At 50.3% G+C, this 26324-nt stretch carries 25 protein-coding genes and 1 pseudogene; 7 read left to right on the top strand and 19 right to left on the bottom strand.

Annotated features, from left to right (window positions below):
- The first annotated feature begins 463 nt into the window (after positions 1–463).
- On the top strand, positions 464–1912 hold the full coding sequence (locus tag ACFQ0N_RS29710; protein WP_379333306.1) for a serine hydrolase domain-containing protein: 1449 nt from the start codon (positions 464–466) through the stop codon (positions 1910–1912).
- 363 nt (positions 1913–2275) lie between these two features.
- On the opposite strand, the gene ACFQ0N_RS29715 is transcribed toward ACFQ0N_RS29710, so the two are convergent.
- The 14 genes from ACFQ0N_RS29715 to ACFQ0N_RS29780 form a co-directional block, all read right to left on the bottom strand.
- Entirely contained in the window at positions 2276–2728 is a 453-nt protein-coding gene (locus ACFQ0N_RS29715; protein WP_379333308.1) for a hypothetical protein, read from the bottom strand.
- Positions 2691–3290: a hypothetical protein gene (locus tag ACFQ0N_RS29720; protein WP_379333310.1), complete on the bottom strand. Its 600-nt coding sequence runs from the start codon at positions 3288–3290 to the stop codon at positions 2691–2693. Before ACFQ0N_RS29720 ends, ACFQ0N_RS29715 begins: the two co-directional genes overlap by 38 nt.
- A gap of 16 nt (positions 3291–3306) precedes the next feature.
- Positions 3307–4134 (bottom strand): carbohydrate ABC transporter permease, encoded by an 828-nt coding sequence (locus ACFQ0N_RS29725; RefSeq protein WP_379333312.1) that lies wholly within the window; start codon positions 4132–4134, stop codon positions 3307–3309.
- A 17-nt stretch (positions 4135–4151) separates the two neighbouring features.
- Positions 4152–6068 carry an ABC transporter permease subunit gene (locus ACFQ0N_RS29730; protein ID WP_379333313.1) on the bottom strand — a complete coding sequence of 639 codons (1917 nt, stop codon included), beginning with the start codon at positions 6066–6068 and terminating at the stop codon, positions 4152–4154.
- A gap of 97 nt (positions 6069–6165) precedes the next feature.
- On the bottom strand, positions 6166–7812 hold the full coding sequence (locus tag ACFQ0N_RS29735; RefSeq protein ID WP_379333315.1) for an ABC transporter substrate-binding protein: 1647 nt from the start codon (positions 7810–7812) through the stop codon (positions 6166–6168).
- A 243-nt stretch (positions 7813–8055) separates the two neighbouring features.
- Positions 8056–9165 carry a GntR family transcriptional regulator gene (locus ACFQ0N_RS29740; protein WP_379333317.1) on the bottom strand — a complete coding sequence of 370 codons (1110 nt, stop codon included), beginning with the start codon at positions 9163–9165 and terminating at the stop codon, positions 8056–8058.
- A gap of 124 nt (positions 9166–9289) precedes the next feature.
- Positions 9290–10090, bottom strand: a complete 801-nt coding sequence (locus ACFQ0N_RS29745; protein WP_379333319.1) for an alpha-L-rhamnosidase C-terminal domain-containing protein — start codon at positions 10088–10090, stop codon at positions 9290–9292.
- 293 nt (positions 10091–10383) lie between these two features.
- Complete coding sequence (locus ACFQ0N_RS29750) at positions 10384–10896, bottom strand: hypothetical protein (protein WP_379333321.1); 513 nt, start codon at positions 10894–10896, stop codon at positions 10384–10386.
- A gap of 82 nt (positions 10897–10978) precedes the next feature.
- Positions 10979–13087: a beta-galactosidase gene (locus tag ACFQ0N_RS29755; protein ID WP_379333323.1), complete on the bottom strand. Its 2109-nt coding sequence runs from the start codon at positions 13085–13087 to the stop codon at positions 10979–10981.
- Between the two features lie 27 nt (positions 13088–13114).
- Complete coding sequence (locus ACFQ0N_RS29760) at positions 13115–14725, bottom strand: extracellular solute-binding protein (protein ID WP_379333325.1); 1611 nt, start codon at positions 14723–14725, stop codon at positions 13115–13117.
- A gap of 176 nt (positions 14726–14901) precedes the next feature.
- Positions 14902–16410, bottom strand: coding sequence for a response regulator (locus ACFQ0N_RS29765; RefSeq protein WP_379333328.1), 1509 nt, complete (start codon positions 16408–16410; stop codon positions 14902–14904).
- Positions 16407–18263 carry a sensor histidine kinase gene (locus ACFQ0N_RS29770; protein WP_379333330.1) on the bottom strand — a complete coding sequence of 619 codons (1857 nt, stop codon included), beginning with the start codon at positions 18261–18263 and terminating at the stop codon, positions 16407–16409. The genes ACFQ0N_RS29765 and ACFQ0N_RS29770 overlap by 4 nt, the downstream gene beginning before the upstream one ends.
- Positions 18264–18469: 206 nt before the next feature.
- Entirely contained in the window at positions 18470–18613 is a 144-nt protein-coding gene (locus ACFQ0N_RS29775; RefSeq protein WP_379333332.1) for a hypothetical protein, read from the bottom strand.
- Between the two features lie 30 nt (positions 18614–18643).
- Positions 18644–19069, bottom strand: coding sequence for an AraC family ligand binding domain-containing protein (locus tag ACFQ0N_RS29780; protein WP_379333334.1), 426 nt, complete (start codon positions 19067–19069; stop codon positions 18644–18646).
- Between the two features lie 169 nt (positions 19070–19238).
- Between ACFQ0N_RS29780 and ACFQ0N_RS29785 the strand changes: the two genes are divergently transcribed.
- A complete protein-coding gene (locus ACFQ0N_RS29785; protein WP_379333336.1) occupies positions 19239–19664 on the top strand; it encodes an alpha-L-rhamnosidase N-terminal domain-containing protein in 426 nt (141 codons plus the stop codon).
- Between the two features lie 905 nt (positions 19665–20569).
- On the opposite strand, the gene ACFQ0N_RS29790 is transcribed toward ACFQ0N_RS29785, so the two are convergent.
- From ACFQ0N_RS29790 to ACFQ0N_RS29800, 3 genes and pseudogenes are all read right to left on the bottom strand, one after another.
- Complete coding sequence (locus tag ACFQ0N_RS29790; RefSeq protein ID WP_379333338.1) at positions 20570–21139, bottom strand: GNAT family N-acetyltransferase; 570 nt, start codon at positions 21137–21139, stop codon at positions 20570–20572.
- A 108-nt stretch (positions 21140–21247) separates the two neighbouring features.
- Positions 21248–21498 (bottom strand): annotated as a pseudogene (locus ACFQ0N_RS29795) (TetR/AcrR family transcriptional regulator C-terminal domain-containing protein); the annotation flags it as partial.
- 104 nt (positions 21499–21602) lie between these two features.
- Positions 21603–21950 carry a winged helix-turn-helix transcriptional regulator gene (locus tag ACFQ0N_RS29800; RefSeq protein WP_379333340.1) on the bottom strand — a complete coding sequence of 116 codons (348 nt, stop codon included), beginning with the start codon at positions 21948–21950 and terminating at the stop codon, positions 21603–21605.
- Positions 21951–22054: 104 nt separating this feature from the next.
- Between ACFQ0N_RS29800 and ACFQ0N_RS29805 the strand changes: the two genes are divergently transcribed.
- Entirely contained in the window at positions 22055–22438 is a 384-nt protein-coding gene (locus tag ACFQ0N_RS29805; RefSeq protein WP_379333342.1) for a RidA family protein, read from the top strand.
- Positions 22439–23036: 598 nt separating this feature from the next.
- Here ACFQ0N_RS29805 and ACFQ0N_RS29810 read toward each other — a convergent pair.
- On the bottom strand, positions 23037–23660 hold the full coding sequence (locus ACFQ0N_RS29810; RefSeq protein WP_379333344.1) for a C39 family peptidase: 624 nt from the start codon (positions 23658–23660) through the stop codon (positions 23037–23039).
- Positions 23661–24008: 348 nt separating this feature from the next.
- Between ACFQ0N_RS29810 and ACFQ0N_RS29815 the strand changes: the two genes are divergently transcribed.
- Positions 24009–24326, top strand: coding sequence for a hypothetical protein (locus tag ACFQ0N_RS29815; protein WP_379333346.1), 318 nt, complete (start codon positions 24009–24011; stop codon positions 24324–24326).
- Positions 24327–24379: 53 nt separating this feature from the next.
- Here ACFQ0N_RS29815 and ACFQ0N_RS29820 read toward each other — a convergent pair whose 3' ends face one another.
- Positions 24380–24733, bottom strand: a complete 354-nt coding sequence (locus tag ACFQ0N_RS29820) for a helix-turn-helix domain-containing protein (RefSeq protein ID WP_379333348.1) — start codon at positions 24731–24733, stop codon at positions 24380–24382.
- 143 nt (positions 24734–24876) lie between these two features.
- Here ACFQ0N_RS29820 and ACFQ0N_RS29825 point away from each other — a divergent pair, with 143 nt between their 5' ends.
- The 3 genes from ACFQ0N_RS29825 (at position 24877) to ACFQ0N_RS29835 (ending at position 25906) form a co-directional block, all read left to right on the top strand.
- Positions 24877–25068 carry a hypothetical protein gene (locus ACFQ0N_RS29825; protein ID WP_379333350.1) on the top strand — a complete coding sequence of 64 codons (192 nt, stop codon included), beginning with the start codon at positions 24877–24879 and terminating at the stop codon, positions 25066–25068.
- Positions 25065–25334, top strand: coding sequence for a hypothetical protein (locus tag ACFQ0N_RS29830; protein ID WP_379333352.1), 270 nt, complete (start codon positions 25065–25067; stop codon positions 25332–25334). Before ACFQ0N_RS29825 ends, ACFQ0N_RS29830 begins: the two co-directional genes overlap by 4 nt.
- Positions 25335–25444: 110 nt before the next feature.
- Positions 25445–25906: a hypothetical protein gene (locus ACFQ0N_RS29835; RefSeq protein WP_379333354.1), complete on the top strand. Its 462-nt coding sequence runs from the start codon at positions 25445–25447 to the stop codon at positions 25904–25906.
- Positions 25907–26324 lie beyond the last annotated feature (418 nt).

The raw sequence follows: 26324 nt of genomic DNA on the forward strand, positions 1-26324 counted from the left end.
AAATACTATAGTGCGGAAGTCACCGCTGTTTGCTCTGTTGGCAACGGAGGTTTGGTCCAAAAAGCAGGAGTCGTCCATAAGGTAATAATCTCCCATATTATTATTGTTTTTCGGAAATCGCCTCAAAATGCTTGACTATCAACCTTGTTTAAAGTTGGAATATCACTGACAAAGGTCGACATCAACACAATTGGAGTCTTCTGAGCTTATTCAAGTTTGACTAACTATTACCCCTTCCGCTAATGAAGCAGAGGGGGCTTTTTGTGTTCCTAGCAAAATAGTTCGTAGTAAGTAGAAGATTATGATAGCAATCTAATTTTTTATATCGTATGATTTTTCACATACAATAAGATTTTGCAATAATAAGCTTCATAATATATATCTTATTACACTTTAGGGGAATAAGGCGTACTGCGGATTATTTATATTTTCCGTACGGGAGTTTTTTCGGAATGGAGAGACTATGAAAAAAAATATTGTCTTTATGATTGCATTACTTATACTGTTCACCGGATTCGCAACACCAAGTTATGCATTATCAGATTCGCAATCTGATTCAATACAAACATTGTTGGATGATGCAAGCCGTATATCAGGTGTACCGGGGATGTCAATCTCAATACTTGCGAACAATGAAGTGCTCTACTTTTCTTCCGGGTACGCAGATCGTGAAAAGGGACTGTCGGCAAGTGAAAATACGCTATATGAGCTGGCTTCGGTAAGTAAAGCCTTTACCGGCATGGGTATTCTGCTGATGGAAGAACAAGGGCTACTGTCAATGTCAGACTCTATCCAGAAATATTTGCCTTGGTTTACATTAAAGTATCAGGGGAAACACGTTGATATGCAAAGTATGACACTCAATAACTTTTTACACCATACTAGCGGCTTAACAAATGGCCGTCACACTCAAAACATTCCACAAGGCAATACGCCGGATATGTTGCAAAAAACCGTAGAAATGCTCGTAGATTCTAAATTGTCGTTCTATCCTGGTGAGCAGCATAATTACGGAACTGTTAATTATGACGTATTAGGTCTGGTTATTGAGATTGTGTCGGGACAAAGCTATGAAGACTTTATGAAGGAACAGGTATTTCAGCCACTGGGTCTTCACCAGACGTATGTTTATAAAGAAGATGCTCAAGCCACCGGACAGTTGGCACAGGGCTACCGTTCGTCCTTTTTTATGACAACCCCATATAACGCGCCGGATTATTCCGGGAATAAACCCGCAGCCTACATCATTTCTAATACAAAAGATATGGCGCGTTGGATGGGCATACAGATGGGTATTGTGCAGGACATACCCGAAATATTCCATACGGTTATCGAGAAATCACATCAGGGTGATAGGTCTGTTCCGGCTGTCAACGAAATGTATTATGCGGCGGGCTGGTCGGTAGACGCCAACCAAACGATTATAGAGCACCCAGGGGGCAATCCCAATTTCGGAACCGAAGTGGTCATACTGCTAAATGAACGAATAGCCATCTGCTTGCTGACCAACGGCGAAAATATCAATAGAAGCATGGTACTAAAAATTAAAGATATATTAGACGGCAATCTGACGCAGTCATATGGAATAAGCGGCACACAGCTTTTGGACATCATTTTGTCGTCTACCACAATTATTCTTTGCCTATTGGCTGTTCTGTTCTTTCTCTTAGGATTACGCAGAAGGAAAACGAATGAGCGGCAGCCAATGACAAAAAGGCGAATAATCGTAACAGCTATTTTGCTGATTGCTACGATTGTCCAGTGTATAATATGCTATGCATTAGATTGGTCAGAGATACTTATTTGGCGAACATATAGTGTTCTTACAGCTTTGATTTCGTCGGCATTATTAACAGCAAGCATTACATGGTTTGTATACACTCACCGATATAATGCCTCGCTCCGAAAATAAGCATTTCATTCGTTCGCCTTATTGAAAAAACGCGAAGATTTCTTTTAATGAGAGAACAATATCAGCAAAAAGGAAGTGCCAGGCACCCCCTATTTTTCGCCCTACTTATGATACGGTTCAGCTTAACGGGTTTATCGGCGAAAAACCCGCCTAAGTGTGCCACGGCACATAGTTTCCAACCTTTCAATACCCGATTCAAGAGCTATGATCAAGCCAACTTAACATGCGCAGAAGGCCACCGAAGTAATCGGCAGCCTCATTGTCAGTGATTTAACTAATGTATCCGTTAGCTTTCATCCAGTAGCCATCCGGGGTCCCCTTGCCCAACTCCTCGATGGAGCGACGGAGCACGGCCAGATCGTCCTAGAGCACATAGTCGGCTTTGGCGGCCAGATAGAAATCATAAGCCCAGTTCAGCCTGTCTCGCTTGATACCGTCCCATAACCCGATCTGATGGCAGATGCGGTTCGTGTGCAGCGAGATATCATAGATCCCTTGCAGCAACTCCGAGTCCGTATGCAGCGTACCGACCTGATTCATGGGAACAACCACTTCTTCCGGGCACCATTCCAATTCAAATGGCTCGCCTTCCCCCGCCAGAACCATCATTCTTAAAAATCGCAGCCTCTGCGGCAGCGTAACTCGTACAGCCCCCGGCTCCACACGGACAACCACCGTCATCAAGCCGGCATAATGCTCCAGTTCGTGCAGCGACTCTGCACCATTCCATACCACAATCAGATTCGACGAGGAACGATTGCGAAGATGAAACCGCGCGTTATATTCCTTCCCCAGGTCCACGACACATGTTGGCAAGGAAGCGTGGAATCCCCTGTCCTACTCCCGATACCCGTAGCGTTGCTCCCTTCTGGCTAACATCCGCAAGGGCTGCTGATACCGGGGCAAAATCCGAGATTGGACTCGTCGCGATATCATCGAAGCCGCCGGCGACGAACCATTCCGGACCGTCCTCCACATCGCCGAGCAGACATACCTTGGCGGCAGCCTCCTCATCGGCCTTCCACGACTCATCCGTGCGAAGCCAAAAATCGTCCGCCGACAAAAATGCTACGCAGCCGACCGTCCGCTCGTACAAATGGTTGCTGACCGGCGCTGTCGGCATGAAGGTGGCCAGAGTCTCCAGGAACGATGCGACACGATGGAAAACGCATAAATTGGCCGGACTCTCTTCCATCTGCCCTGCTGCAACACCGTCTATGTCCACCTCGATCGCCCCCGTCAGGGCGATGCGGAGCTCCGCATGCGCGATGGGCTTTTCCAGCACGAACGTGCGGGATAGCTCAATACGAGGCGCTCCATGCAGGTCTTTATGCCATATCCACTGGGGAATACTCCCCGCAATCTGCGAAGCCTCCATCGTCAACCACCTTCCTCTACAGCTTCAAAGCGCCTTGTGTCATGCCTTGAATGTAATACTTCATCCCGAAAGTGAAAATCAGCAGCAGCGGTAGGGAGGAAATCGCATACGCCGCGAATTGGGGCCCCATGTCCGTAATACCAAATTGCTTCGTAAAAATCGTAAGACCGACCGAGATGACTTGCAGGCTGCTGTCCTGAATGGTCAAGAGCGGCCAGATATAATCATTGTACACACCCACCGACTGCATGATGAACAGTGTGGCCAGGATCGGGAGCGAGAGCGGAAGCACGATCTGTGCGAATACGCGAACCTCCGAGGCGCCATCCATGCGAGCCGCCTCGAACAATTCCCCTGGCAGCCCGGCCATATACGTGCGGCAGAGGAAGGTGCCAAAGACCTGTCCGCCAGCCGCACTTGAGATGATAATCGCCCATGGCGTATTCGTCAATCCCATATTTTTGTACAGGACATACGAAGGAATCAGGGTCAGAACGCTAGGAATCATCATCATGGCCAGCATCATGAAAAAGAGCAGGTTTTTCCCCGGAAACGACTTCTTGGCGAACAGGTAGCCCGCGAGGGCCGACAGCAGAATGACGCCAATACTGCCGCTCACAGCGTAGTAAACGGTATTTAGAACATACCGCCAAATGCTGATGAACGCAGCGCCGTAGTTTGACCACCGTGCGGGGGAAGGCAGCGCCCAGAAATCGCCCAGAATTTGGGCGTTGCTCTTCAGAGAGCTTAAGATCATGAACAAGATGGGAACCAGCGTCAAGAAGACAAGCAGAGCCAGCAGCGCAACGATGACAATCTGCCGACCCGTACCGGATTTTAACATGGGCAATTCCTCCTTTCTTACTCTTCCGACGATTTGATGAATCTCATACTGACGATCGTAATGACCAGAATCACCGCGAACATGCTGACGCCCAGTGCAGAGGCGTAGCCGAGATCATTGAATTTCGTCGCCGCATAATACATCTGCAGAGCGGGAACATATGTGGAATCCATCGGTCCGCCGCCGGTGACGATGAGAATGCCGTTGAAGTCCTGGATGATGCCGATCAGCCCCATAATGATCAGAAACTTGAATTGGCCGGCCAATAAAGGCAGATGAATCGACCGGATGATTCTTGGCAAACCTGCGCCGTCCATACGTGCCGCTTCCATCAGTTCATTGGGGATCGCTAGTAATCCCGCATAGAGGACCAGCAACTGCAGGATGCCGACGAAAGGAAATCCTATGAAAATGAGCGCCCATAACGCCGTACCCGGATCTCCCAGCCAACCGTGCGCCCACGAGCCGAGTCCGATCAGCTCCAGAAAGTGATTGAACAGTCCCATATTCGGGTCGTAAAAGTTCTGCCATATGAGCAGCCCTGCGACGCCGGGGATCACCATCGATGCCGTGAACGCCGTGCGGAACCCATACTGCAGTTTTTTGCTCCGCAGATGGTAGATCAGCTCCGCAACGATTAGCGGGGGAATGAGCGCCTTCAGAAGGCCCGTGACGATCAGAATAATCAGATTGCCGAGTCCCTTCGATACGTAAGGGTCATGGAGCATGCGCTCAAAATTGTCAAGTCCGATGAAAGTCGTTTTGCCGCCGGGCTGCCACTCATATAACGAATGGAACAGGCCCGAGAAGGCGGGAAAATACATGAACGTAAAGAGAAGCCCAAAGCTGGGGAGAAGGCCGACGTACACCCACTTGGAGCGCCATATGTCCTTTAGCATGCCAAATCTGTTCCGTTTCTTCAAATAAATCAGCCCTGCCGTCAGGAGGACTCCTGCAGCCAATGCACTCGCAGTCCAATAAGCCGTTCTCGCTTGAGTCTGACTCTTGGCATCCGCAATGACGCTTCCGACATCAAGCGGCCTGATACGCCCATCCGCCTGGCCCGCGTAGAGAATCGTTCCATCCGGCGAAAAAGCGACCGCGCGTCCGATTTGGCCTCCCTTTGACTCCCAGAGCTTGCTGCCGCTTGCATCGAATAAATAGAAGGTACCGGATAAATCCGACACACCAAGCAGTTGCCCCTCCTTCGAGAATGCAACTGACGAAACGTGATCTCGTGTACTCAACGACTGAACTTTCGCGCCCGCCTCATCGAACAGCTCCACTTGCCTCGCGTTCGTGCCGACAGCGACATCGCCTTCGTCAGTAACCGCCACCGACTGAACTTGTCCGCTTACGCCGAACCGGCTGCGAAGCTGTCCGTCCTGATCCAGCAAATATATGAACTGATCGGCTCCGGCTGCCACGATCCATACTCCGTTAGCAGACACCTTTGCCGTCTTCAGAATCGAGTCCACAGGGAACGAGCCTACGGCTTCGCCAGTGGCGGCATCGACCAGCATGACCTCCTTGGCTCGCTGCAAGACGACGGCCACCACCGAGCCGTCCGAGGATGCGGAAACGCTCTTCGCCTGGCGTTTCAAATCCCTGTCCCAGAGCAGTTGCCCTTCCGATCCATAGGCGTACAGATGCCTGTCATCTGATGCAACGAGCAGACTTCCGTCTTCCAGGAGATCGACGGCATTGATGACATTGCCAGCTCTCATCTCGAATAGCGGGCGGCCCTCCTGGTCGAAGACGACCGCTTTGGAACCGTGACTCCCCATCGCTACGCGGCTTCCATCCGTCGATACGACGATCGAGGTGATGTCCTCCGCGCCCTCGCTGGACCACTGCACTTCCGCCGAAACGTTCGGCGGGGCAAGCCCCAGAAGGAGCATGATCGCCAATAGAACCCATGATGTTCTCCTCATATGCCCTTCCTACCTTTCTCCAAAACCCGCTTATCTGCCGGTGCCCCGTAAGGGAAATCTACACAGGCCGACAAGCACCTGTGTAGATGGGAGGCCCTTACTTATTGCGCACTGGCGGCCGTTTCTCCGGCGTGTTCAGATCCGACAATTCCAGATTTCGTTCTTTGAGCGCAACTTCAAAATATTTATCGATGTTCGCTTGCAACTCATTCAGGTATTGCTCCGTCGTAATCTTGCCGGCGAAGTATTTTTGTACACTGCCCACCCAGTCTTGTACAGAAGGCTGGTAATCCCACAGGCCGCGAGCCAGAATGTTCGCCGCACTATCGTAGCCCTCCGTGTTCCCGATTGGAGCGAAGTCGGCGAATGCGGCCGTCATCTCTTCCGGAAGCGTGATGTCTTTCAGCGCCGGAGACCCGTCCAGGGAGGCGTCGGGACTGTTTTGAATGGCTTCTACGTATACCTTATAGCCTTCCGGGCTCGTCAGGAACATCATGAAGTCCATATTCAGGGCGTTCTGTTCCGCCGATTTGTTGACGATACCGTAGGAGCCGACCGGGATCTGAATGGTGCGTGCCGCCCCCTTCACCTCCGGTCCCTCCATCGACGGCATGTTGAAGAATCCATATTCGAACGGCTTCACGGCACCTGTCGCGCCTGTCTTCTCCTCATCGGCGAAGTCCTTCGGCAGCTTCCAGTACGATCCCGGCGTGGACATCATCGTGGCAGCCTTGCCGGTCAGGAAGAGCTGGTAGGCTTGCGTGTCCTTCACGCCGAAGAATCCGTCCGGGGTGTAAGAGAACAGCTTCTTCAGGTTTTCCGAGTAAGCGGCCCATGCCGGGTTGCCCGCCACTTTGAACGGCCCGGTCTTGTCCTTGATCGCCTGCCAGACGCGCAGAGGGTTCTTCGTCACCTTGCTGTTCGTGTCGTTGTAGGGATCACTTGAATCATAAGACCAATTCTCGTCCACTTCCGGAAGATACGTGAAGTCCTGCGGCTTGGAACGGGTGATGTTGATGAAATCGCGTAAATATTGGTCGGCGTAGATTCGGGCGAGCCAGCCAGCTGTACTGCTCCACATCGAGTTCGCGTCGCCTGCCAGTCCTAGCGGAATGTAACCGGCGGCCTTGATTTTGTCGAAAGCGGCGGTCAATTCGCTAAACGTCTTCGGCGTCTCGGTCACGCCGGCTTTCTGGAAGATTTCCTTGTTGTACACCCAGACGATCTGAACCGATTCGAAGTTCAGATTCCAGAGATGGTCCTCCGCTCCCACGCCTTCGAGATTGATGCCCATGGCGCCCAGGTCAAAGGAGTCCTTCCACGCTTTGCCGGTATACGGGTTGTTATTTTCGAAATACGGATAGAAATCCACGAATTTCTGATCATTGACCAGGTTGAGGACTTCGTTGTTGGTGACCAGATCGACATCGGGAGTCCCCGCCGCAAATTGGGCGGTCAGCCATTCTTTAAAGCCTTCCTGCGGCTTGTGATCAACGGTAACCTTTACGCCCGGATTTTTTTCCATGTACGCTTTTCCGACTGCGTTCCATACGACAGATGAACCGTTCGGCAGCGAGATTTTGATTTCGCCTTCCAAATCCGACGCGGACGGATTGGCCGATCCGTCGGGATTGTTATCCGTCGGATCGGATTCCGGCGTTTTGTCGTTCTTGCTGCAGGCGGATAGCAGCGCCGTGACCATCATCACGCTAATCAGCAGGAACATTAATTTCTTCTTCCTCATGACGTTCTCCCCTTAGCCTTTTCAAATGTGGGTAAAGCGCTTACTGATTGGTCCTTTCTTTTCTTGAAGCCCAATCTTTGCAAAGTACATATCATTTTGTTTTGTATACTTTACAAATAAAAGTATACTTCACACTCCCGTCTCGCGCAACCACTTTTTTTACCGGCATACACCAAAAGGCTGTCGAACACGCCGACAGCCTCTCCCCCTCCAACACCTGTTTCCCTCTCCTCGCTTGTCCAATCAAGACGGCGCCTTGCCCGTGCTTCCTCGTGGAATCAACGTAGGCACGATTTCGTCCTTGATGAGCTGTTGTCCCGCTTCCTCCAGCTCGAACAGGAGAATTTCGGCGGCGCGTTCTCCCAGCTTCCTCGTATTCTGGTTGACGCTGGACAGGGAGGGATACGTAATCGCGCCGATTTTCAAATCATCATAACCCATGATGCTGATATCCTCCGGTACGCTCATGCCGGTCGTCCTGGCCGCGTTCATCGCCCCAATCGCCTTGGAGTCGCTGGTTGCAAAGATGGCCGTCGGAGGCTCCTCCAGTGCAATCAACCGCTTGAAGCCTTCCGCCCCCAGCTTCACCGACTCCTGCTCTGCGTCCATGAAAGCGACTAGCGCGGGATCGAAGGGGATCTGATGCTGCGACAAGGCAAGTCGGTAGCCTTGCAGTCGCAGCGAGAATTCCTGATTTAACTCCATCATTGACTTCCCGGTCAGGATCATGCCAATCCTGCGATGACCGAACGAGATCAAGTGCTGCGTCGCCAGATATCCCCCGGTCAGGTTGTCCACAATCACATAAGGAATACCAAGGTGAGGATAATAGAAATGCACGGTTATGATTCTTCGGCCTTCTTGCTGCCATGCGGTGAGCCGTTCAATATCAAAGGAATCGACAGCCGTGGTGGTCAGCAGGATGATCCCGGCATTCAGATCTTCCGGCAGTTGATAGTCCTGACCCATGTCCCACAGATGGAAGTCAACGCCGTTCTCGTCGCATACTTCTCCAATACCCTCGAACATTTCGCTGAAAAAAGGATGGCTGAAGCTGTTCAACTCCAGGTTCAAATACGCAAAAAACAGCTTGCGAACCGGCCTTGAACCGACGTTCTCCGCTTTCTCTTGAATGAAACTTCCCTTTCCCCGAATCCGGTATATGTACCCTTCCTGTGCGAGCTCGGAGAGCGCTCGGCGGGACGTAATTTCGCTCGTATGATAGGCCTTGGCCAGATCGATCTGAGTCGGCAATAGATCATGCGGATGCAGCTCTCCCGTTTCGATCTTGCGCTTAATATCATTGACAATATATTGGTACATCGGCGTTTTTTCGGTTTTTTCCGAATGCATCTACATTCACTCCCATCGATGGGATAAGTATACTTTAGCAATCTTTTTTTCGCAAGACAAACAGGCGGAAGCGAGCCGCCCGGGCTCTGCCTCCGCCTGCCTTTGTTTCCCTTCATTGCAAGCCTCAAGCGATCGAGGAATCCATGCCAACACGGCGCTCCCTAGCAACGTCAGGGACAATGCCAGAGAGACGGGTGACGCCATCGACTTCCGTCATTGCCATCTGCTCCATATCGGCTTCAACCTTGGAGAAGGCGGCGGGAATCGCCGCTTGCACGAACAGACTCCCGTCCTCCTGTCTTCTCCACGCTATCCAAAGCTCGCCATGCTTCGTCGCAATGACGCCCTCCGCCCAATCGACGCCTTGTACGGGCTTCGGCTGGATTACGAGCTTGCCGATGCCCGCCTCCGACAGATCTGCGCCAAGCACCTCGCGGCTTAACAAATACGTCGGAGATGCCCCCCAGCCGTGGGACAGGCTAACCGGGATGGAATCCTGCAAATAGGTCGGCGTGTGTCCCATATAGGGGCTTGGGGTCGTAGGGAACGGAAGCGACAGATCGAACGTTTCCCACCAGGTCGTGGCGCCCCTCTCCAGCATCGCTCCCCAATAGCTGCGGATCAACTGGACCGCTTCTTCTGAAAAGCCGTACTCGAACAACGTTTCGAGCACGATATGATAGAAGAACGCACCACGAATAGGAGGCAGCCGCTCGGCAAGATAATCCTCCCGCACGAAGGCGAGCACTTCCGCTTCCTCCATGATGCCCGACCAGGCTGCGGCGAAGTTCGTCTGCGCAGTCAACACCGCATGCACCGGCAGCGACGTTAATTCGAAACGTTTGCGCGTTTCCACGTATACGTTGTTCTCATCGCCCCCTCCGCTTACCCAGATCCAATCCGCTTGCCAGTTTTCTCTATCCATAGATGACGACCTCCCGCTTGATTCATCAATACTTATAAAATAGTATACTTATAAACAGTATAATATACTTTTGTTGAGTGAGCCGCAACAAATATAAGCTAAACGTTTATGCATTTGTATTTGCTCCATGCATCGCGAGCGTCATACCCGATGCGGGATGAAGGGGAGGATGAAGTCAAAGGGGCAGCGAAAGAGGATAACCAGGCCCTGGCAGTCCTGACCGATCAAGCTTGGGAGGCGCCCGTCAAAAAAAAGCGGTTAAGCAGGTTGTCACCTCCTGCCTAACCGCTCTTTCATACACCCAGCCATCGATTCGCAAAATCGTGCGTTTTGTCACCGTTCCATACGTGTCCGCCTTCAAAAGTATGATGGACGAGGCGTTCCTCCGCCCCCAACAAGTTGTAAGCCTGGACTGCGATGTCGACCTGCTCGATCACATTGTCCATTCCCCTCTCGCCGTTCAGAGGATCTTGATCTCCCGTCTCGATCAGCAGCGCGCGCGGAGCGATCAAGGCGGCGATATCGCCCATGTCCACGTGCTCCCACAGCCGGGTGACGTAATTGCAGGAGCAGTTGTACAGCTTCAGCAAGGCGTCCATATACCCGTAAAAATAGCCACTGACGATCGCACAGCTTACCTGCTCATCAAGGGCCGCCAGCCAGAGCGTCTGCAGTCCACCGCCGGACAACCCGCAGCATCCGATACGATCCTGAGCGATATCTGGCCGGGTCCCGATATAATCGATGAGGCGCTTCAGATCCCATGTCCACATCCCGGTGAGCGACATGCCCAGACTAATCGCCATGACGTTCAACTGGTTGCAGGTACTGGATAGAAACAGGTTTTCCTCGTCGCCTTGTCCGTGTTGCAAATCAAGCGCAAGGTATTCAAGGCAAAACGTACAGCCGGCCCTCGCCCGGAGCGAATGATGAAGACAACAGGCCGGTCGAGGCATTATAATTGGTCCCCGTCTCCAGGCCGGTCGCTTTGGATACTTCGGTCACAGCAGCCGGTTTCGTCGATAACGCAAACGACACGGTCCTGGCGTTAACCGTATCCCGATTGACCACCATTACATACTCCCTGCCGCTCGCGTTTTTGAAGGTGCTCACAATCAGGGGCTGCGCCGGATCGACAGGTTGCCAGAAGAAGCTGGTCGGCAACGCCGTTGTCGAAGGCGGCAACGTTCCAGTATGATAGACCGCCTCCGAGTCGAGCGCACGTAGCGTAGGACCCATTTTGAGCAGATCGGCATTCATCGCCTTAACCCATGTGTACAACGGACCCTTGGAACCGTCGGGGAGAATAATCCCGTCATGGAAGGACTCGCCTTCCCCGCTTGGTGTTTCGTACGTAAAATAATTGATTCCTTTCGCGCCGTAAGCCAGGCTGGTGTAGACATTATATCTCAACTCATTCCCAGATGGCGAACGCAATCCATCGGTAATCCCTACCGATTGAATATACGTCCAGAAATCAAGGGACGCGAGCTGGGCTTGTCGCCGGATAATCTCAAGATTCGTATAATATTCGCTGCTGAAGCCGCCGCTTGCATTATACGGATAATGATCGAACATCAGCACATCAGGCTCCTTGCTCGCCCAGCGGTACACATAGTCTTCATAGGAGAAAGGAAGCAGGTTCTGATTCAATGCAAACCAAAAATCTCCGTTGATCGGCGTACCCGATGCATAGGCCGTCCCGTCTTTTTCCCATTTCACGCCGTCGGTGGAGCGGATGACCCAGCCGACAGAGTTGTCTCCACCCCCGCCATGGGTCAATTCCCAATAGTATACGGTGTTCGGGCTGACCGCTGCGTTTACCTCAAACCGGGGAAAGCTCGTGGACGAGCCGGACAAGCTGCTCTGACCGAGCAGTGTCGTCTTAGCCGCCGAGTCCCATAGCTTAAGCGTCAATGGTTCGTTACTTGCCCATTGGCTATTGTCGATATACAGTTGAATCGTTGAGATATGAGTCGTCCCCGCATTGGTCTTGAACGACTGGCCTAAGGCTCTGCTAGGCGTAACGTACTCGCCGGTCCGGGCGCCAAACCCGAGATTGGCTGCGTAGGTCGGCAGCAGATTAACGTAGGTCATATGGTTCGGATCAGCCTGCCTGAACTTCTCCATCGTGCCATGCAGCCCTGTCATAGCCGACGCGGAAGGTTCATCCATCAGATTGTAGCCCAGTAGCCCCGGATTGGAGGAATAATGGGCCACGATATCGTTAACCGTCGCCGTTGAAGGCGGCTCGCCGCCGCTATACATTTTCTGCCCATAATTCAGCTTGAACCAGAAATCGTAATTGGCCAGCGCCGTCCCATTCTGATAAGCCGTTCCTCCGGCGTATACATCGGCAGTATTACCGACGACCCAGCCAATATTGGAGGCGCTATCGCTCGTCAGCTCAAAATAGTATGTCGTGCTCGGAGCGAGCCATTTGTATAGCTTGAACACGGGGTAATGATCCGTCACGGGACCTGTAATGGAATCCGAACCGATCAGTTCCTCTTTGCTTGGCGAGCTATACAGGCTCAAGGTCAGCTTCCTGCCCGTCGTCCATTGCGATTTGTCGATATAGAGCTGAATCGTGTCGATGGCCACATCCCGCTCATCGGGCGTCTTGAACGTCTGCCCCAGCGAATTACCGCTCGACACATATTTGCCGTCATTGCCGGCCGTTTGACCGACCGTGAACTTATACGAACCGAGCCGATCGTCCTGTACGATGCACTTCAAGCCCTGAGCCGCACACTGGGCAAGCGCCGCATCGTTCTGGGCATACCAATATACGCCGTTGGAGAGAAATACATAGGTTGCGTTCATCTCTTTAATCTCCTGGTACTTGGCGCTTGTCGTCTCCTCGGGGCTTGGCGACCAGAAGATGCCGATAGGGAATGGACCGACATCGGGCACTGCTGCCTGCGCGGAGCCCCCTCCGGCCAAGCTTGCCAGGGCAACGGCCAGGATCGCGATTTTCTTCGTCATTCGATTCATGTTATTCTCCTCTCCCTTCGCTCCGGTTTAAGGGAGCCTGTTCATTTCTTCTAATTGCCGGGAAGCTTCATCCAGCAACTGCTGTCCCCCCGCTTTCAACCATTTTTGCTTAAACGCCTCGTAATCGTTCTCCTTGCCCAGAATGTACTGGATGTTGAACGCCTGGGCGAGTTTCTTCAGATCGGACGCGAGCTGTGCATCGAGGTTCAGCAGTTCATGATAATTGGTGTAGCTTGCCATGCTCATCGCCTTTCTGTCCAATGCCAACTGCTGTTTGTCCGCCAGGCCGGGACGGTCAGTTTGCCCTTCCAGCACCCCATCCTGGCTGGTCGCGACCCACGTCCCCCAGTCATGGGCACCGCTCCTCTCTTTCCGGTAAGGATCGTTTTTCAGACTGATGTATTTGGCTCCACCATCGAGAACGGTTACGTTTTGCCCATTCACGCCCACTCCCCAACGAAGCGCCCAATACCCTTCGGTCGGATACACGGTCGAATCAATGAAGGTCAGGATACGTGCCATTTTCTCCGGATCTTTAGCTGCTTGCGCGGATACGGCCAGCATTCCTCCAGCGATCGGGGCAGGCGGACGTTTGCCGCCGATCTCCGAGCCTTTCGGAATTTGAATCGCGTCCCACCACTCCACTGTGCTGCCGGTCGCGCCGGTCGCCTTCTCTCCCTCTTGTACGATCACACCCGGGTAGTGAACGATGCCGATCTTGCCTTCGTATAGCTTCTGCTTCCGCTGCTCCCACCCTTGTGTATACCAATTGGGATCGATCAGCTTTTCATTGACGATGGTTCGCATGAACGTCAAAAATTTCAGATGCGTACCGTTGACGATGGAGTGTTGCACTGTGCCGTCCGGGCCGACATGAAAGCCGGTCTGTCCGTACATGGACTCGAGCACGCTGATCTCGCCGACATCGCTGCCCGCCCCCGCGGAGCTGATCCCCCAGGTATCGTCTTTTCCATTCTTATCGGGATCTTCATAGGTGAATTTGCGCAGCACGTCGAGCAGCTCGGCGTCCGTCGTCGGTAGGGGAAGCTGAAGCGCATCCAGCCAGTCCTTGCGAAGCATCAGCGTCCAGGTAAAAGCATCCGGCAGCTTCGGCAGCCCGATCACCTTGCCATCGACCGTTGCATAGGCTTTCATCTGGTCATTCCACGTTTGCGTAACGTTTGGAAGCCTGGACAGATAAGGCGTCCAGTCGTCCAGTATAACCCCTTGCTTGTGCAGCTTCGTAATCAAGCTGCGGTCCCATGTGAAGATAAGATCAGGCTGCTCGTTGGAAGCGAAGCGCACGAGCAGCTTCGTCTCCAAGTCGCCGATTGGCATGGCGTTCATCGTCATCTCGATATTAAATTGATCTTTGATCCATGTTCTCCAGGGGTCTTCCGCATCTGTCGGGGTATTGGACCATCCGTTTTCCATCATTTCCAGCCGAATCGTGTTCGTCGAAGCTTTCGATTCCGGCTTGTCATCCGTTTCAATGGATGACGAGCTCGAACTGCCCGCAGTTGTCAACGATTCATTCCGGTCGATGCACCCCGCGGCAATGGCCGTTAAGAGTAGCACAACTGCGAGTAATAGAGCCCAGCGCTTCCTTTTCATCTGTTCATCCTTTATTCGTTTCATTCTTCCAAGCACCGTCCCCTTCTTCCAACGTGGCGATGCTCCCGCATCGTTGGATGAATGTCCCACCCCCTTTGTCGCTATGGGTACCATTATATAAAGGAGAATCAGCCCCGTTAAATAACAGGATATTGCGATAAAGGAACCGATCTTGCGAATGTTCCCGAAAGCCATTGGAGCTACGTAGCGTCCCTGCGGTAATCGGCGGGCCCGATGCCGGTGAAGTCCTTGAAGACACGGCTGAAGTGTTTCCAGCTCTTGTAGCCGACTTGTTCAGCGACCTCATAGATTTTTACGCCCGGCTCTCTCAGCCTCTGCTTGGCTTCCTCCATGCGCAGTGCAGTCACATATTCGAGAAACGTCATGTCCGAGCGCTCACGAAAGAGATGACTTAAATAATGAGGGCTCACGTATACCGCCCCCGCCACGTCCGCCAACGTGAACGAAGCCGTCAAATGGCTGCGAATGTACGTCTTGGCGGCTACCAGCACGTGCCCCTCCAGCTTCTCCGGGGAGATCTCCTCCGCAATCCGGTTGATCTGGTCAAGCACCCGCTGTCGCAGCTCCACCTCGTTTCTTACCCATATCAGCTTCAAGATCAGATCGGCCGTTTTTTGCGCGCGAAACATCGAGGAGGCCGATTGCCGCTCTTCCATACGCTCGTACATCATCAGGAACATCGCTTCCACCCCGCGCACCAACGAGCCAGCGTCTCCTCGCTCGAGCCAGGCGTCCAACCGTTTACTCGCCTCTGTCTCCAAGGCCGCTTCGTTCGCTGTCTCCAACGCCGCCAGAAGCGCGTGCCATTCGGTCTTCGTCCGCTCGCCCCCGGCCCTCTCCTTGTCCTCATCGTATCGATAGATTCCCGTTCCGTGGAGCAGCCGGGCGAATAATGCCCGGCAGGCTTGAAAATAAGGCGAAGCGTCTGTACTCGCGTGGCTGAACGAAGCGGACATTCCGATACTGACAGGTAGCTTCATGCTGTTGCGCCAAAAGGCCGTGAACCGTTCCGTGAATTCGCCGGCGATCCGTTCTCCCGCTTCCTGTGAATCAGCAAACACGCCGATGATGAGATTGACATTGTCGAGTCGAACGGCATCGGCAAGATAACAGAGGTGGCCAAACTCGTCGGCGATCTCCTCGAAGACTTTGACCATGAGCCACGACACCAACTGCACGCCTCCGAGTTCCCGGACTCTCGCCTCTTCCATAGTATCGATATCCGCAGCCAGGACAAACTTGCAGGAGGCGTCCATTTCCTCGAATACCGTTATCGGCATATTTTTCCGGTTTGTCCGCAGCTTGTGGTTGCTGTGAGCCGCAGCGCGCAGAAGCGCTCTCTCCAACTCCTTCTCGTCAACCGGCTTCAGCAAATAATCGATCGTACCGAGCCGCAGGGCTCTCTGCATATACGCGAAATCTCCGTACCCGCTAAGTACGATGATCTGGATCGATGGATAGCGGTGGCGGATCGTCTCCGCCATACCAAGTCCGTCTATCCCGGGCATTCGAATATCCGTGATGATGATATTGGCCTCCGAACCTTCCAGGAAGTCCAATGCAACGATCGCATCATACACCGAACCGACCACCTCGATTCCGACATCATCAACAGTCATCGCGCCAAGCATGTCCTGCAAGCCTTCCCTGATCTCCTGTTCGTCGTCAACGATTAACACCTTCATCATTCGCTGATCTCTCCATTTGTGACGTTCCATTCCCCCGCCAGGGGGATATAGACCGATACGATGGTGCCAGCCCCCTCGATGCTTTCGATATAAAATTCGGCCTGGTTCCCATAAATGAGCTGAATTCGATGATAAACATTCTTCAAGCCGATTCGCCTCCCGTCATGCCTTTCATTTCTCATGGTGTTCTGCTGGAGCGACTTCATCAGGTCGTTCAAGTTGTCTGGGGGGATGCCTTTGCCTTCATCAATTACGTAACAAATCATGTAATCGCCTTGCCTCTTCAAGCGCACCGTGACACGAATCCGATGATCATAAGGCGAAGCGCTATGCGTAATCGCGTTCTCGACGAGCGGTTGCAGCAGCAGGCTCGGGATTGGAACTTCCATGAGCCCGTCATCGACCTCTGTCTTGACGCTTAGTCGATCACCGAAACGAAGCTGTTGAATGCTAAGGTAGTTCTGGATGAAGTCCATCTCCGTTTTCACTTGTACTCTCTCATTGATGCTTGCTGCATGATAGCGGAGAAGCTGACCAAGCGCGACAAGCGCATGCTCGCCTTTTCGGGTATTGCCTTTGCGGATGGTCATCCGAATCGTTTCCAGGGCGTTGTGGAGGAAATGGGGATTAATCTGGCTTTGCAGAGCGCGTATTTCAGCGTCCTGATGAAGCAGCTTTTCTTCCAGCACCTCGTTCAACAGCACTTGAATTCGCTTCATCATTTGCCGATAGGCTTGTTCTAGCTGCCCGATCTCATCGTTGCCGACTTGTCCGGCATGAACGGACGGCGCAAACAAGTCCACCTGTCTTCTGCTCAGCCGGATCAATCTGCGCAACGGGTTCGTCATACTGATGGAGAGCATCGCCGATAGCAGGATCACGCCAAGAATCCCGAGCGCGATCCACGCCACGATCCATGTTTTCACCTGATTGACCTCTTGGCTCACATTCTGCAGTGGGATCACGCCGACGACCTTCCACCCGCTTGCGTCGGAGCGATTATAGCTGACCAGCATTTGTTGGCCATCCATCGTTTGGATGTTAGAACCCGAGCTGCCCCGTTCTTCTGACCAATCTGCTCCGTAAGCGCTTACCCATTCTTTTCCCAAAAGGCTCTGGTCGGAGGCGAAGACGATCCGGTTGCGATGATCGACGACATAGAGCTTGGAGTTCGTACCGAAATCGATACCACGCATAATTTCCTGGATTGTTTCGAGTGTTCCGACAATTTGCAAAATACCGCTCAACGCCTTCGAATTGGGGCGACGAATCGGCTGAACGACAGAAAAGGCGTCATAATCGCCTATAAACAGATTGTCGCCAAACAGCTTGAATTGTATCGTTCCAAGCACGGTCGGCGTAAAGTGATCGACATCCATATCACCATACCATTGTTGTTCCTCGTAGGCTGCGTCAAGCCAGATGCCGCCAGCGGATTGTCGGACATAGACTTGACCCGAGTGGGTATAGAACAGCCCCACTACATATTCCTTACTTGGATTAAAGGTGATGAAGGACAAGGCTTCATGCAGTTTAATCGTATTCTCCAATCGCCGCTCCGGTCCGGATTGTTCGAAGCCATTAAGCGCCTCCTCGATCAGCCCGCTGTAGGGTTCCAGCAGCACCATCTGGGAGAGAGATTTCACATCATTTACGTAATCCTCCAGCCTGACGTTCACTTGGTCCAGCACTTGCGGGATGTAATTTTTGATCTGTGTCTCCATCGCCTGACGAGAAAGATGGTACGACACGAGCCCGACCACAACGACAATGGCCGTAAGCAGCAAAGAAAACACAATCGCCAGCTTGTAAGCGATCGGCCAATGCCTGAATTGCCAACCCTTTATTCGCACGCCCAGTTGCCTCCCCTGTCGTTTCGTGCATGAAAGTGCAATTATTATATCAAGTCCTTTTATCCGCGTAAAATGATTTGCGATGCTCTCGATGCTTTTTTTAATCCGCAAATTCTGAATATACTCCATGAACGTTTGGCCGGTGGCCTGCTTAAAATGCTTCTGCATATAGCTGGTGCTGGTCGAGATCAACTGCGCCGCTGGCGTTAAGGTGATCGGCTGATGATAATGCCAGTCAATATAATCCAGGATGGCTCCGACGCCCGAAGCGTCGGCAGACCTTGCGACGGGCCCGTCTCCAGGCGGTACAAATAGACGAGCAGCTTGGTGAGTTGCGCGTATAAGACCACTTCAAAGCCCGCTTGTCTGGCGCAATACTCCTAGTGCACCGCTTCCAGAAGCTGCCGAGCGGTTGAATGCGTATCTCTATAGTGGGAATAGCGATGATCGTTCGCGGCCAAGATGGCGGATAGCTCCACAGGGAACGGGTAGGCCAGAGCCAGTCGGCGGGGGAACTGTTCGTCGAATAAGCAATTGTAGACGATGAGTTCGTCTTTTGCCGATGGCGAAGAGGGGCGATACACATGCTCCGTTCCAATTGGAATAATAAACAGATCGCCTTTCTCTGCCAAGATTCGATCGTCGCCGATATAATGAAATCCCTTGCCCCCAGCCACATATTGAATCTTGATGAAGGTATGTAGATGAAGTGGCAGAGTGAAGGCCTCCCGCTCTCTCGTAATATGGAGGGGAAAATGATCGTCCCAATAGTCTTGGCCAACCAATATTCGCCTGTAGGCACTCATCGATCCCATTCCTCTCCGCCACCACAAAAATAAGATTGACCTATTCATAGCACAGATTGGCCTCTATAATCAAGCAAAACGGCTATGATATGCTGAGGAAAACAGCAAGGCTGTCGTTAGAGGAGGATCTTCATGAAGTGGGAAGGACAATGGATATGGCGTTGCAGCGATGTCTAGATCAATGATTTTGCATATTTCCGCAAGGCGTTTAACCTGCCGGCACAACCAGCCTCGGCACAATTGTTCGTTTCTTGTCACCATTATGTACGTGAACGGCACCAAGCTTGGCGGTTACGGTACGCCTGCTCCCACTGATCCTGTCCATAGTAAGCTGTATACGACTCATGATGTCGCAGACTTGCTGATCGAGGGCGACAATTGTATAACGGCCGATGCTCATTATCTGGGCAGCGACTGTCAAAATTCGGTCAATGGACGGCCGGGATTCCGCCTGGAGCTGCACTGGCAGGATACGGACGGCAAGACGTCCAAGCTGCTCTTGGATACGAGCTGGCAGGTGCGACAGGTGCGAACTGGTCAATTGATGCTCCATCCTTTGAGGATGGGAGTCACTCGCCTGGTGTGGGCCTGTTGATTGTGGCCCTAAATCCCGAACTAAAACGCTTGATAGGCTCTATGGCACTCAAGCACCCGATGATGGTTTGACCGGGCAATCGATTAACGCTTATCAAGCTGAGTTGCTAAAGCTGTATGATTGAACGGCAGGACTATCGGTGAAAAATCCGGTGTGCCGCGCGGCGGCGTTCCGGGCATCAAAAGCGGCTTGCGTTTTTGCAGTTAAGCTCTGCAAACGTAGAATTTACCGAATTACTGCCAGAAACCAACACAAGCAAGAAGATCGAGACGATTGAACTGAGCTTCGATGAAAACGTGGATTCATACTTTTCCGACTCTCCTGTAGCAGTTGCAGCGGATTCATTCCAGCGGAAGCAAGCAAGGAAGCGGGAGAAAATCGAAATCGCCATCTGAATTTATAAAAATACTTTCTTTCGCCGTCACTTATGGTAAGGTTCAGCTTAACGGGTCTATCGGCGAAAAATCCGCCTAAGTGTGCCGCGCAGCGGCATTGCTGGCTTCAAAGCAACTTGCATTTTTGCAGCTCGGCCTTGGCGAAGCCTATACGCAGCAGGTAGCAAGGGAGGCAATGAAGCATTAACACAAGAAGCAACCAAGGAGAACACCGCTATGGTCGAGGGATCAGGCGGTAAACACTTGCTTGTCTCATTACGTGATCCCTAATGTGGAGGAAATTTCAGACGGCTCGGAGTTCAGGGCGGAAATCATTCTTGAACAGGGGTTCCAGACCATTTAGGAGAAAGCGGTGAAGAATCGCTAAAGCAAGCCGCGTGGAGGCGAGATAGAATGCGCCTTATGCGGCACTATGCCCGAAATCGGCTGCGAAAATAATATTGCTATAGAGCTGCAGAAGAGGAGGCCGTTCGGTTCCCCGGACGGCCTTGCCGTATTTATAAGCGTCGATTATTGATCGCCGCTATTTTTCCGTTCTTCCCACAAAATAGAGTAGACGGCAATGTCGATGAACCGGCCTTTCTCGAATTCATGCTGCCGAAGCTTGCCTTCGTACTGGAAGCCAAGCTTGATGAGCAGATGACCCGAGACCTCGTTGTCCGGAATAATTTTGGCTTCGATCCGATTGACGCCAATATGGCGGAAGCCGAAATCAATCACCGCTTCGGCGACTTCGGTCATAATGCCTTGCCCCCAATAACGCTTTGCTAGATCGTACCCCAGCTCGATGCGCCGGTGCCCCGGCTCGTAGTTCAAGTATCCGCATGTGCCGATAACGGTGCCGGACGACGGATCCTCGATACCCCATCTGATTCCGGTTCCTTCTGCAAAAATGTTTGTACACCATTCGACAGCCTCCATGCCGTCTTCGATGGTAACGTACGGTTCGAGCGGTGTATATCGTACGACCTCCTCGTCCGCATACAGCGCCGCCATGTCGCCGGCGTCGCGGCGCTCAATCGGCCGCAGCACGAAGCGGGCGGTAGTTATCGTGGGCATCTCAGTAAACGGAAACGACATTTCTTTACTCCTCCTCCAGAACGATGCTCGTTCTTCATAACGGGACCCTCTCCCGATGATGTATTTAATGGCTTTGCAAAGCCAAAACAATCTATTTAGGAAATGTTGTTAATTATCCTTTATCACCTGCTCAATCCCCGACAGAATCAGCTTCAAGCCGAACTCAAACGCACCATCGGTCCCCATCAGCTCGAACAAGCCGTTATTGAACATCCTCCGGAACAGGCCCGCTTCCGTCTCACTCATGGAGGTCAGAAGGCGGATCATCTCCTCACCGGAAGCACTCCCTGTTCCTTAAGGATCGTGGAGACATTGCGCTGATGCTGATAATCGTCCAGAACAAAGTAGAAGACATAGTCCCTTGATACCCCTTTACCTGGCTGCAGTACAAGTGATCAGTTCCTCCAGCCATCAACAGTATGATCTCTCTAATTCCGAGGGAAATTAGAGAAATCGATTTAATTTAATTGTTTTGATTTTGATTTTTTACTCCCCATTCACATAACTCTTCCAAAACGGGCAATAGTGTTTCCGCTTTATCTGTGAGACTGTACTCGACTTTAGGGGGAACTTGAGGATACTCTTTCCGTTTAACCATACCATCTGCTTCCAATTCCTTAAGTTGTGAACTCAATGTTTTATAAGTAATAGCCCCTATCTGTCTTTTCAGATCATTAAAGCGAACCGGCTGGTTTTCTGCTAGGAGGTAAATAATAACCATTTTCCATTTACCACCAATAACTGACAATGTATAACCAAAAGGTGTGTCTTGAATATTCTTAACTTTACCTTTATATTCAGCCATACTCATATTTACACTATCCTTTCTGGTAGTACCTATCAATAAAGTGCGTACTATTTTTATATATGTTTTCATTCTATACTAACCTTACTTTAAATAAAGGAGAGAAAAAAATGACTAATGTCAAAACCTACAATCACGATCTTTGGGATCACGGAATTACCCAGGGATACTCCGTAAACGGAACAATCTACATTTCAGGACAATTTTCCCACGACATAGAGGGCACGTTCGTTGGCGAAGGCGATATCGAGGCACAGACCCGGCAAACGCTGGAAAATCTTGATCGCGTGCTGGCGGGATTTGATGTCACGAGGTCGAACCTCGCTTATGTGGAGATCTATTTGACAAATGCTCAAGAACATTCCGAGCCGGTCATCCGGCTGTTCAAGGAATACGTAGGACAACACCGGCCAGCCGGCAGTCTCATCGGCGTGACATATCTTGCGTTCCCTGAGCAGTTGATTGAAATTAGCGCCGTCGCACGCGCGGACTAACACGGCTACCGTGGTCGGCGCAACAAGAGCGGTCGGGCTTCGGATAGGCGCGGCCGCCATTGGCACAAGGCAGAACGGTTTTTCCAAATAACAATTTAGTTGTTTTCGGTTAACGTCCAATTCATGAGCTTTGTAAATACCTCATTTATACCTCTGTAACCGGAACCAATACCTATTCTTCATCATACCACACTGTGGAAAAAAGCGAAAAACGAACTAAAGCCCCTGAAACTCAAGGTCTCAGAGGCTCTAGACTTCCTTTATATTTCAACCACAAACACTCCTCCATCATACCCACAACAAAATTTTTCGCCGTCACTTATGGTACGGTTCAGCTTAACGGGTCTATCGGCGAAAAATGCGAAAGGAGCTGCCGCGGCGCATAATTGCCAAAGTTCTTGGTCCATTGAATCAAAACAAATTTCAATCCTTGGATTATAGCCAACCTTCATAAACATGCACCGAAGACCGTCGAAATTGATTTTGGCTACTCATTACTTCAACAAATAAAGAAGGAGCCGCCGCTTGGAAGCTCCTCCGCAATCGTCTCGTTAGCTTAACAAATTTAGATTTCATTTAGCCATCCTTCGATTACCTATCAACTGATCCAAAATGACATAAAAGCACCGGAAAACGATCTTTTAAAGTCTTCAATATCAACAAAGTGATTTTCCCAATTTAATTCAATACTAGATGATGGATGATTTACAATAAAACCTTGTAAAACTCCATTTTCTCTTACCGCTCCAATAACTACTATCAAATGGCCCCCCGCCGGAATAACTTCGCCTTCACTATTTATTTTCCCGCCATTAAATCCGACAGTAACTGATGTAATGCATGGTCTATTCTTCTCTAATTCGTTAAAAACATCACTTACACTGCATTGTCTGAATGTTTGGCCGTGAATTTTATATTCCATTGCAAGCTCAACTAACCCTTTATGAATCCATCCTCGATCACAATATGCTCCTTTTTCCACCCCCTTATAAATTAATTCTCCATACGGATCACTAAGCTTAAGACCACGCTGCTTCTGGAATCCATCTATTATCATTTTGAGGGAAGCGATCCCACAACCACGAACTTGCCAATGTTCGGCCTCTTGTTTACTCTTAAACCCCTGTAGATCGTCTTCATTAAAATCTACTCGCTGACTGTAAAAAGGGATAGGGTAAGACACTTTCAAAATTTCTTTTTGTTTTTGCTCATCAATTTCCAATGTTTTGACGCCCCCTTCTTATTTTATAATATCTATTATATTTGTAATAAATGTCGGATATCCTGTTAATAATTTAACTTTTTGTAAGAAATCTACCCGGTAGCCCTTAATAAAATGAACAAGCGCCGCAGCACGTAACAGCCACCTTTTGGCCTTTCAGGGATACAACGTATCTCTAAGAGTAAGCAGAATCTGTATAAATCCAAGAAATAACCTGCAAATCGTCCTTTACCTTGGCCTAATTCCACCAACTCTTCACGAAAATCGAATTTGGTTATTTTTTTCCCGTCTCGTATGATTACTTCGCGAGGTAAAGATCCATTATCCAAAACATACGGAGGCGAAAAAATGTTATCTTGGGAAGATGTTTACAAACAATACGATATTCTTTTTATATCCATTGTTATTGATGTTCCACCCATTCCACGCAATAGCCCACTTGCTGTTAGCTTTGAAGACCTGTACAGTTTAGGGTTAATTGAACTTTATGATTGCTACATCAAGTTTGATCATCTACCTTTGGACGAATTTATGTATTTGTTTAGCACTGCATTTCTGTCGGCCCTTTCAAACCCAAACGATAAATTTGAACTTGATACCAACCAAGTCCTTTCGATCATACCTCATCTTGAGTTATCGATTAAAAAATCACCAATCTCCCTCTAGGGGGCATTGGTGATTTTTTAATTCACGCCGATTTTTTCATGATCAGATTAAATTTATAACGGATGGCTAAACGCTTGAACCAACTCTTTGTTGATTCGTTTAACAATTTCAATTTGTTCACTCTTCAAGTTGCTGATCACAGCGATAAACTCATCTGTCGCTTGCTGCCGCGCAATTTCATCTTTGCTTTTAACATCATCATTTCGAAATAAATGTGTCACATCCACTTGAAGGGCCGTATGTATTTTCTCAAGCGTATCTATCGTGAAGTTTCGTTCTCCCCGCTCCACTGCGCCAATATAAGCATCGTCTAAATTTGAAAGCTCCGCAAGTTGAAGCTGGGTAAGTCCTTTAGCCTTTCTGATCACTCTGATTCGTTCACCGACTAATAATCTCAGTTCGGGCATTTGACCACCTCTACTCAAGCGTAGAAGGTAAGCCAAACAATATGCAGGGGGTTAAAGACGGTTTTATTGTTTGATTAAACTTCTTATAAGTAGTATATTAGCATTAATTGGCATAACTATAAGAAGGAAAGTAGGATAAAAAGGTGGACAAAGAACACACAGCTTTTGACGAACTATCCAAAGAACGTGAAGGTTACATCATGAAGAACCCTGCTAACGGAATTGAAATCAAGTGCACCGAGAAGTTCATAAAACATTGGGAAAAGCGCGGGTTTGAGATTGTTAGCAAAGGCCACATTCGCTTACTCGAAGACGAACCGGAGGATGATGCATGATGGATAATGGAAATCTAACATTCACGGACGATTCGATTAAGCTAGTCGAAGTTGTTGCCGATAGCCCCATTTCAAACACACAGTCCATCAAGACGCTAATTATCGATAAGAATGGGAAGCACTACATATCGTTGCAAAAATGGTGGCGAGAAGCAAAGGAAACTCCGTGGAGGGAAGGCAAGGGCTTTCACTTTGAGCCCGCGGAAGCTAAAGGAGCTGTAGAAGCCTTGAAAAAGGCGTTGGATGCGCTGACGCGAATGGACTGATTACTTGAATATGATATTGTCACTTATTTAAGTACGATATACGGTGCCTGTGGTGTAGCGGCAGACAGCCGAATATACTTGGATATCCGATATAGAGGGGAGTGTGTAGCTTGCAGTATATTAAAAATCCCGCTGTGACCGAGGAGCACTTGCGGAACTTTGCCAGCAACGATTATTATATTGAAGCGTGGCAAAAGAATTCAAAATGGAATTGGGGCGCTTTCTGGCTCGGGGGCATCTTCCTGCTATACCGAAAGATGTACCTCGCATTTATCATCTTCTTAGCTGCGAATATTTTCATGCTGATCGTTACTTCCAGTGTGAATTTAAGCACGATAGAATTTAGAGCGCTGTTTATGCTATTGCTCAATGCCCCGCTAGCCTTCTTCATTAACGAAATCTACCTGCGGCATGCCGAAAAGAAAATTGAAAAGATCATTAAGAGCAATCAAGACGAAAAAATACAGGATTACCACATCCGTAAAGCTGGTGGGTTCAACTTTTTCATTCCATACACGGTGCTTTTCGTGGCACCGATTTGTTTAACCTTGCTCTACGTCAATTTATTTTAATTAATACCCGCTTATTTAAAACCAAAATCAATAATCGTTAACGGACGAGCGAAAGCGAAGTCCTCCGAGCGTGAGCGAGGAGTGAGTGTTTCCCACATGCTCACGAACATACATCACATGCCCACTAACGCTCACTACCATGCACCACATGTTCTCTTTTCATGTGTGGCTTTATAATGCTTTGGCCCATGGATGCCCTATGGGCCTGTATCGCTCTCGATGACCATGCGAACTCAACATGCTTCGAACATGTCCTTTCCAAAATGTTTATGGACGATTTAAACCAGCCTCAAACATGCCTTACCTCGTGAATGGATATTTCTATTCTACAATCACCTAAGCGCCCCGTATGGCCCAATCTGGACGTCTAATCGTCCATGAATTGGCCAACGTCAAGGGCGCTTTTCTTTCCAAGATC

This window comes from Paenibacillus sp. GCM10027626 (assembly GCF_042676285.1).
Classification (GTDB): Bacteria; Bacillota; Bacilli; order Paenibacillales; family Paenibacillaceae; genus Paenibacillus_Z.

Coding starts and splice junctions, on each gene's coding strand:
- ACFQ0N_RS29780 (WP_379333334.1), bottom strand. CDS start 19,069: ATGAGTGCCTACAGGCGAATATTGGTTGGCCAAGACTATTGGGACGAT.
- ACFQ0N_RS29760 (WP_379333325.1), bottom strand. CDS start 14,725: ATGAAACGAATAAAGGATGAACAGATGAAAAGGAAGCGCTGGGCTCTA.
- ACFQ0N_RS29805 (WP_379333342.1), top strand. CDS start 22,055: ATGACTAATGTCAAAACCTACAATCACGATCTTTGGGATCACGGAATT.
- ACFQ0N_RS29815 (WP_379333346.1), top strand. CDS start 24,009: ATGTTATCTTGGGAAGATGTTTACAAACAATACGATATTCTTTTTATA.
- ACFQ0N_RS29820 (WP_379333348.1), bottom strand. CDS start 24,733: ATGCCCGAACTGAGATTATTAGTCGGTGAACGAATCAGAGTGATCAGA.
- ACFQ0N_RS29725 (WP_379333312.1), bottom strand. CDS start 4,134: ATGTTAAAATCCGGTACGGGTCGGCAGATTGTCATCGTTGCGCTGCTG.
- ACFQ0N_RS29755 (WP_379333323.1), bottom strand. CDS start 13,087: ATGAATCGAATGACGAAGAAAATCGCGATCCTGGCCGTTGCCCTGGCA.
- ACFQ0N_RS29785 (WP_379333336.1), top strand. CDS start 19,239: ATGTCTAGATCAATGATTTTGCATATTTCCGCAAGGCGTTTAACCTGC.
- ACFQ0N_RS29765 (WP_379333328.1), bottom strand. CDS start 16,410: ATGATGAAGGTGTTAATCGTTGACGACGAACAGGAGATCAGGGAAGGC.
- ACFQ0N_RS29740 (WP_379333317.1), bottom strand. CDS start 9,165: ATGCATTCGGAAAAAACCGAAAAAACGCCGATGTACCAATATATTGTC.
- ACFQ0N_RS29710 (WP_379333306.1), top strand. CDS start 464: ATGAAAAAAAATATTGTCTTTATGATTGCATTACTTATACTGTTCACC.
- ACFQ0N_RS29790 (WP_379333338.1), bottom strand. CDS start 21,139: ATGTCGTTTCCGTTTACTGAGATGCCCACGATAACTACCGCCCGCTTC.
- ACFQ0N_RS29800 (WP_379333340.1), bottom strand. CDS start 21,950: ATGAGTATGGCTGAATATAAAGGTAAAGTTAAGAATATTCAAGACACA.
- ACFQ0N_RS29745 (WP_379333319.1), bottom strand. CDS start 10,090: ATGGATAGAGAAAACTGGCAAGCGGATTGGATCTGGGTAAGCGGAGGG.
- ACFQ0N_RS29830 (WP_379333352.1), top strand. CDS start 25,065: ATGATGGATAATGGAAATCTAACATTCACGGACGATTCGATTAAGCTA.
- ACFQ0N_RS29735 (WP_379333315.1), bottom strand. CDS start 7,812: ATGAGGAAGAAGAAATTAATGTTCCTGCTGATTAGCGTGATGATGGTC.
- ACFQ0N_RS29730 (WP_379333313.1), bottom strand. CDS start 6,068: ATGAGGAGAACATCATGGGTTCTATTGGCGATCATGCTCCTTCTGGGG.
- ACFQ0N_RS29720 (WP_379333310.1), bottom strand. CDS start 3,290: ATGGAGGCTTCGCAGATTGCGGGGAGTATTCCCCAGTGGATATGGCAT.
- ACFQ0N_RS29750 (WP_379333321.1), bottom strand. CDS start 10,896: ATGGCGATTAGTCTGGGCATGTCGCTCACCGGGATGTGGACATGGGAT.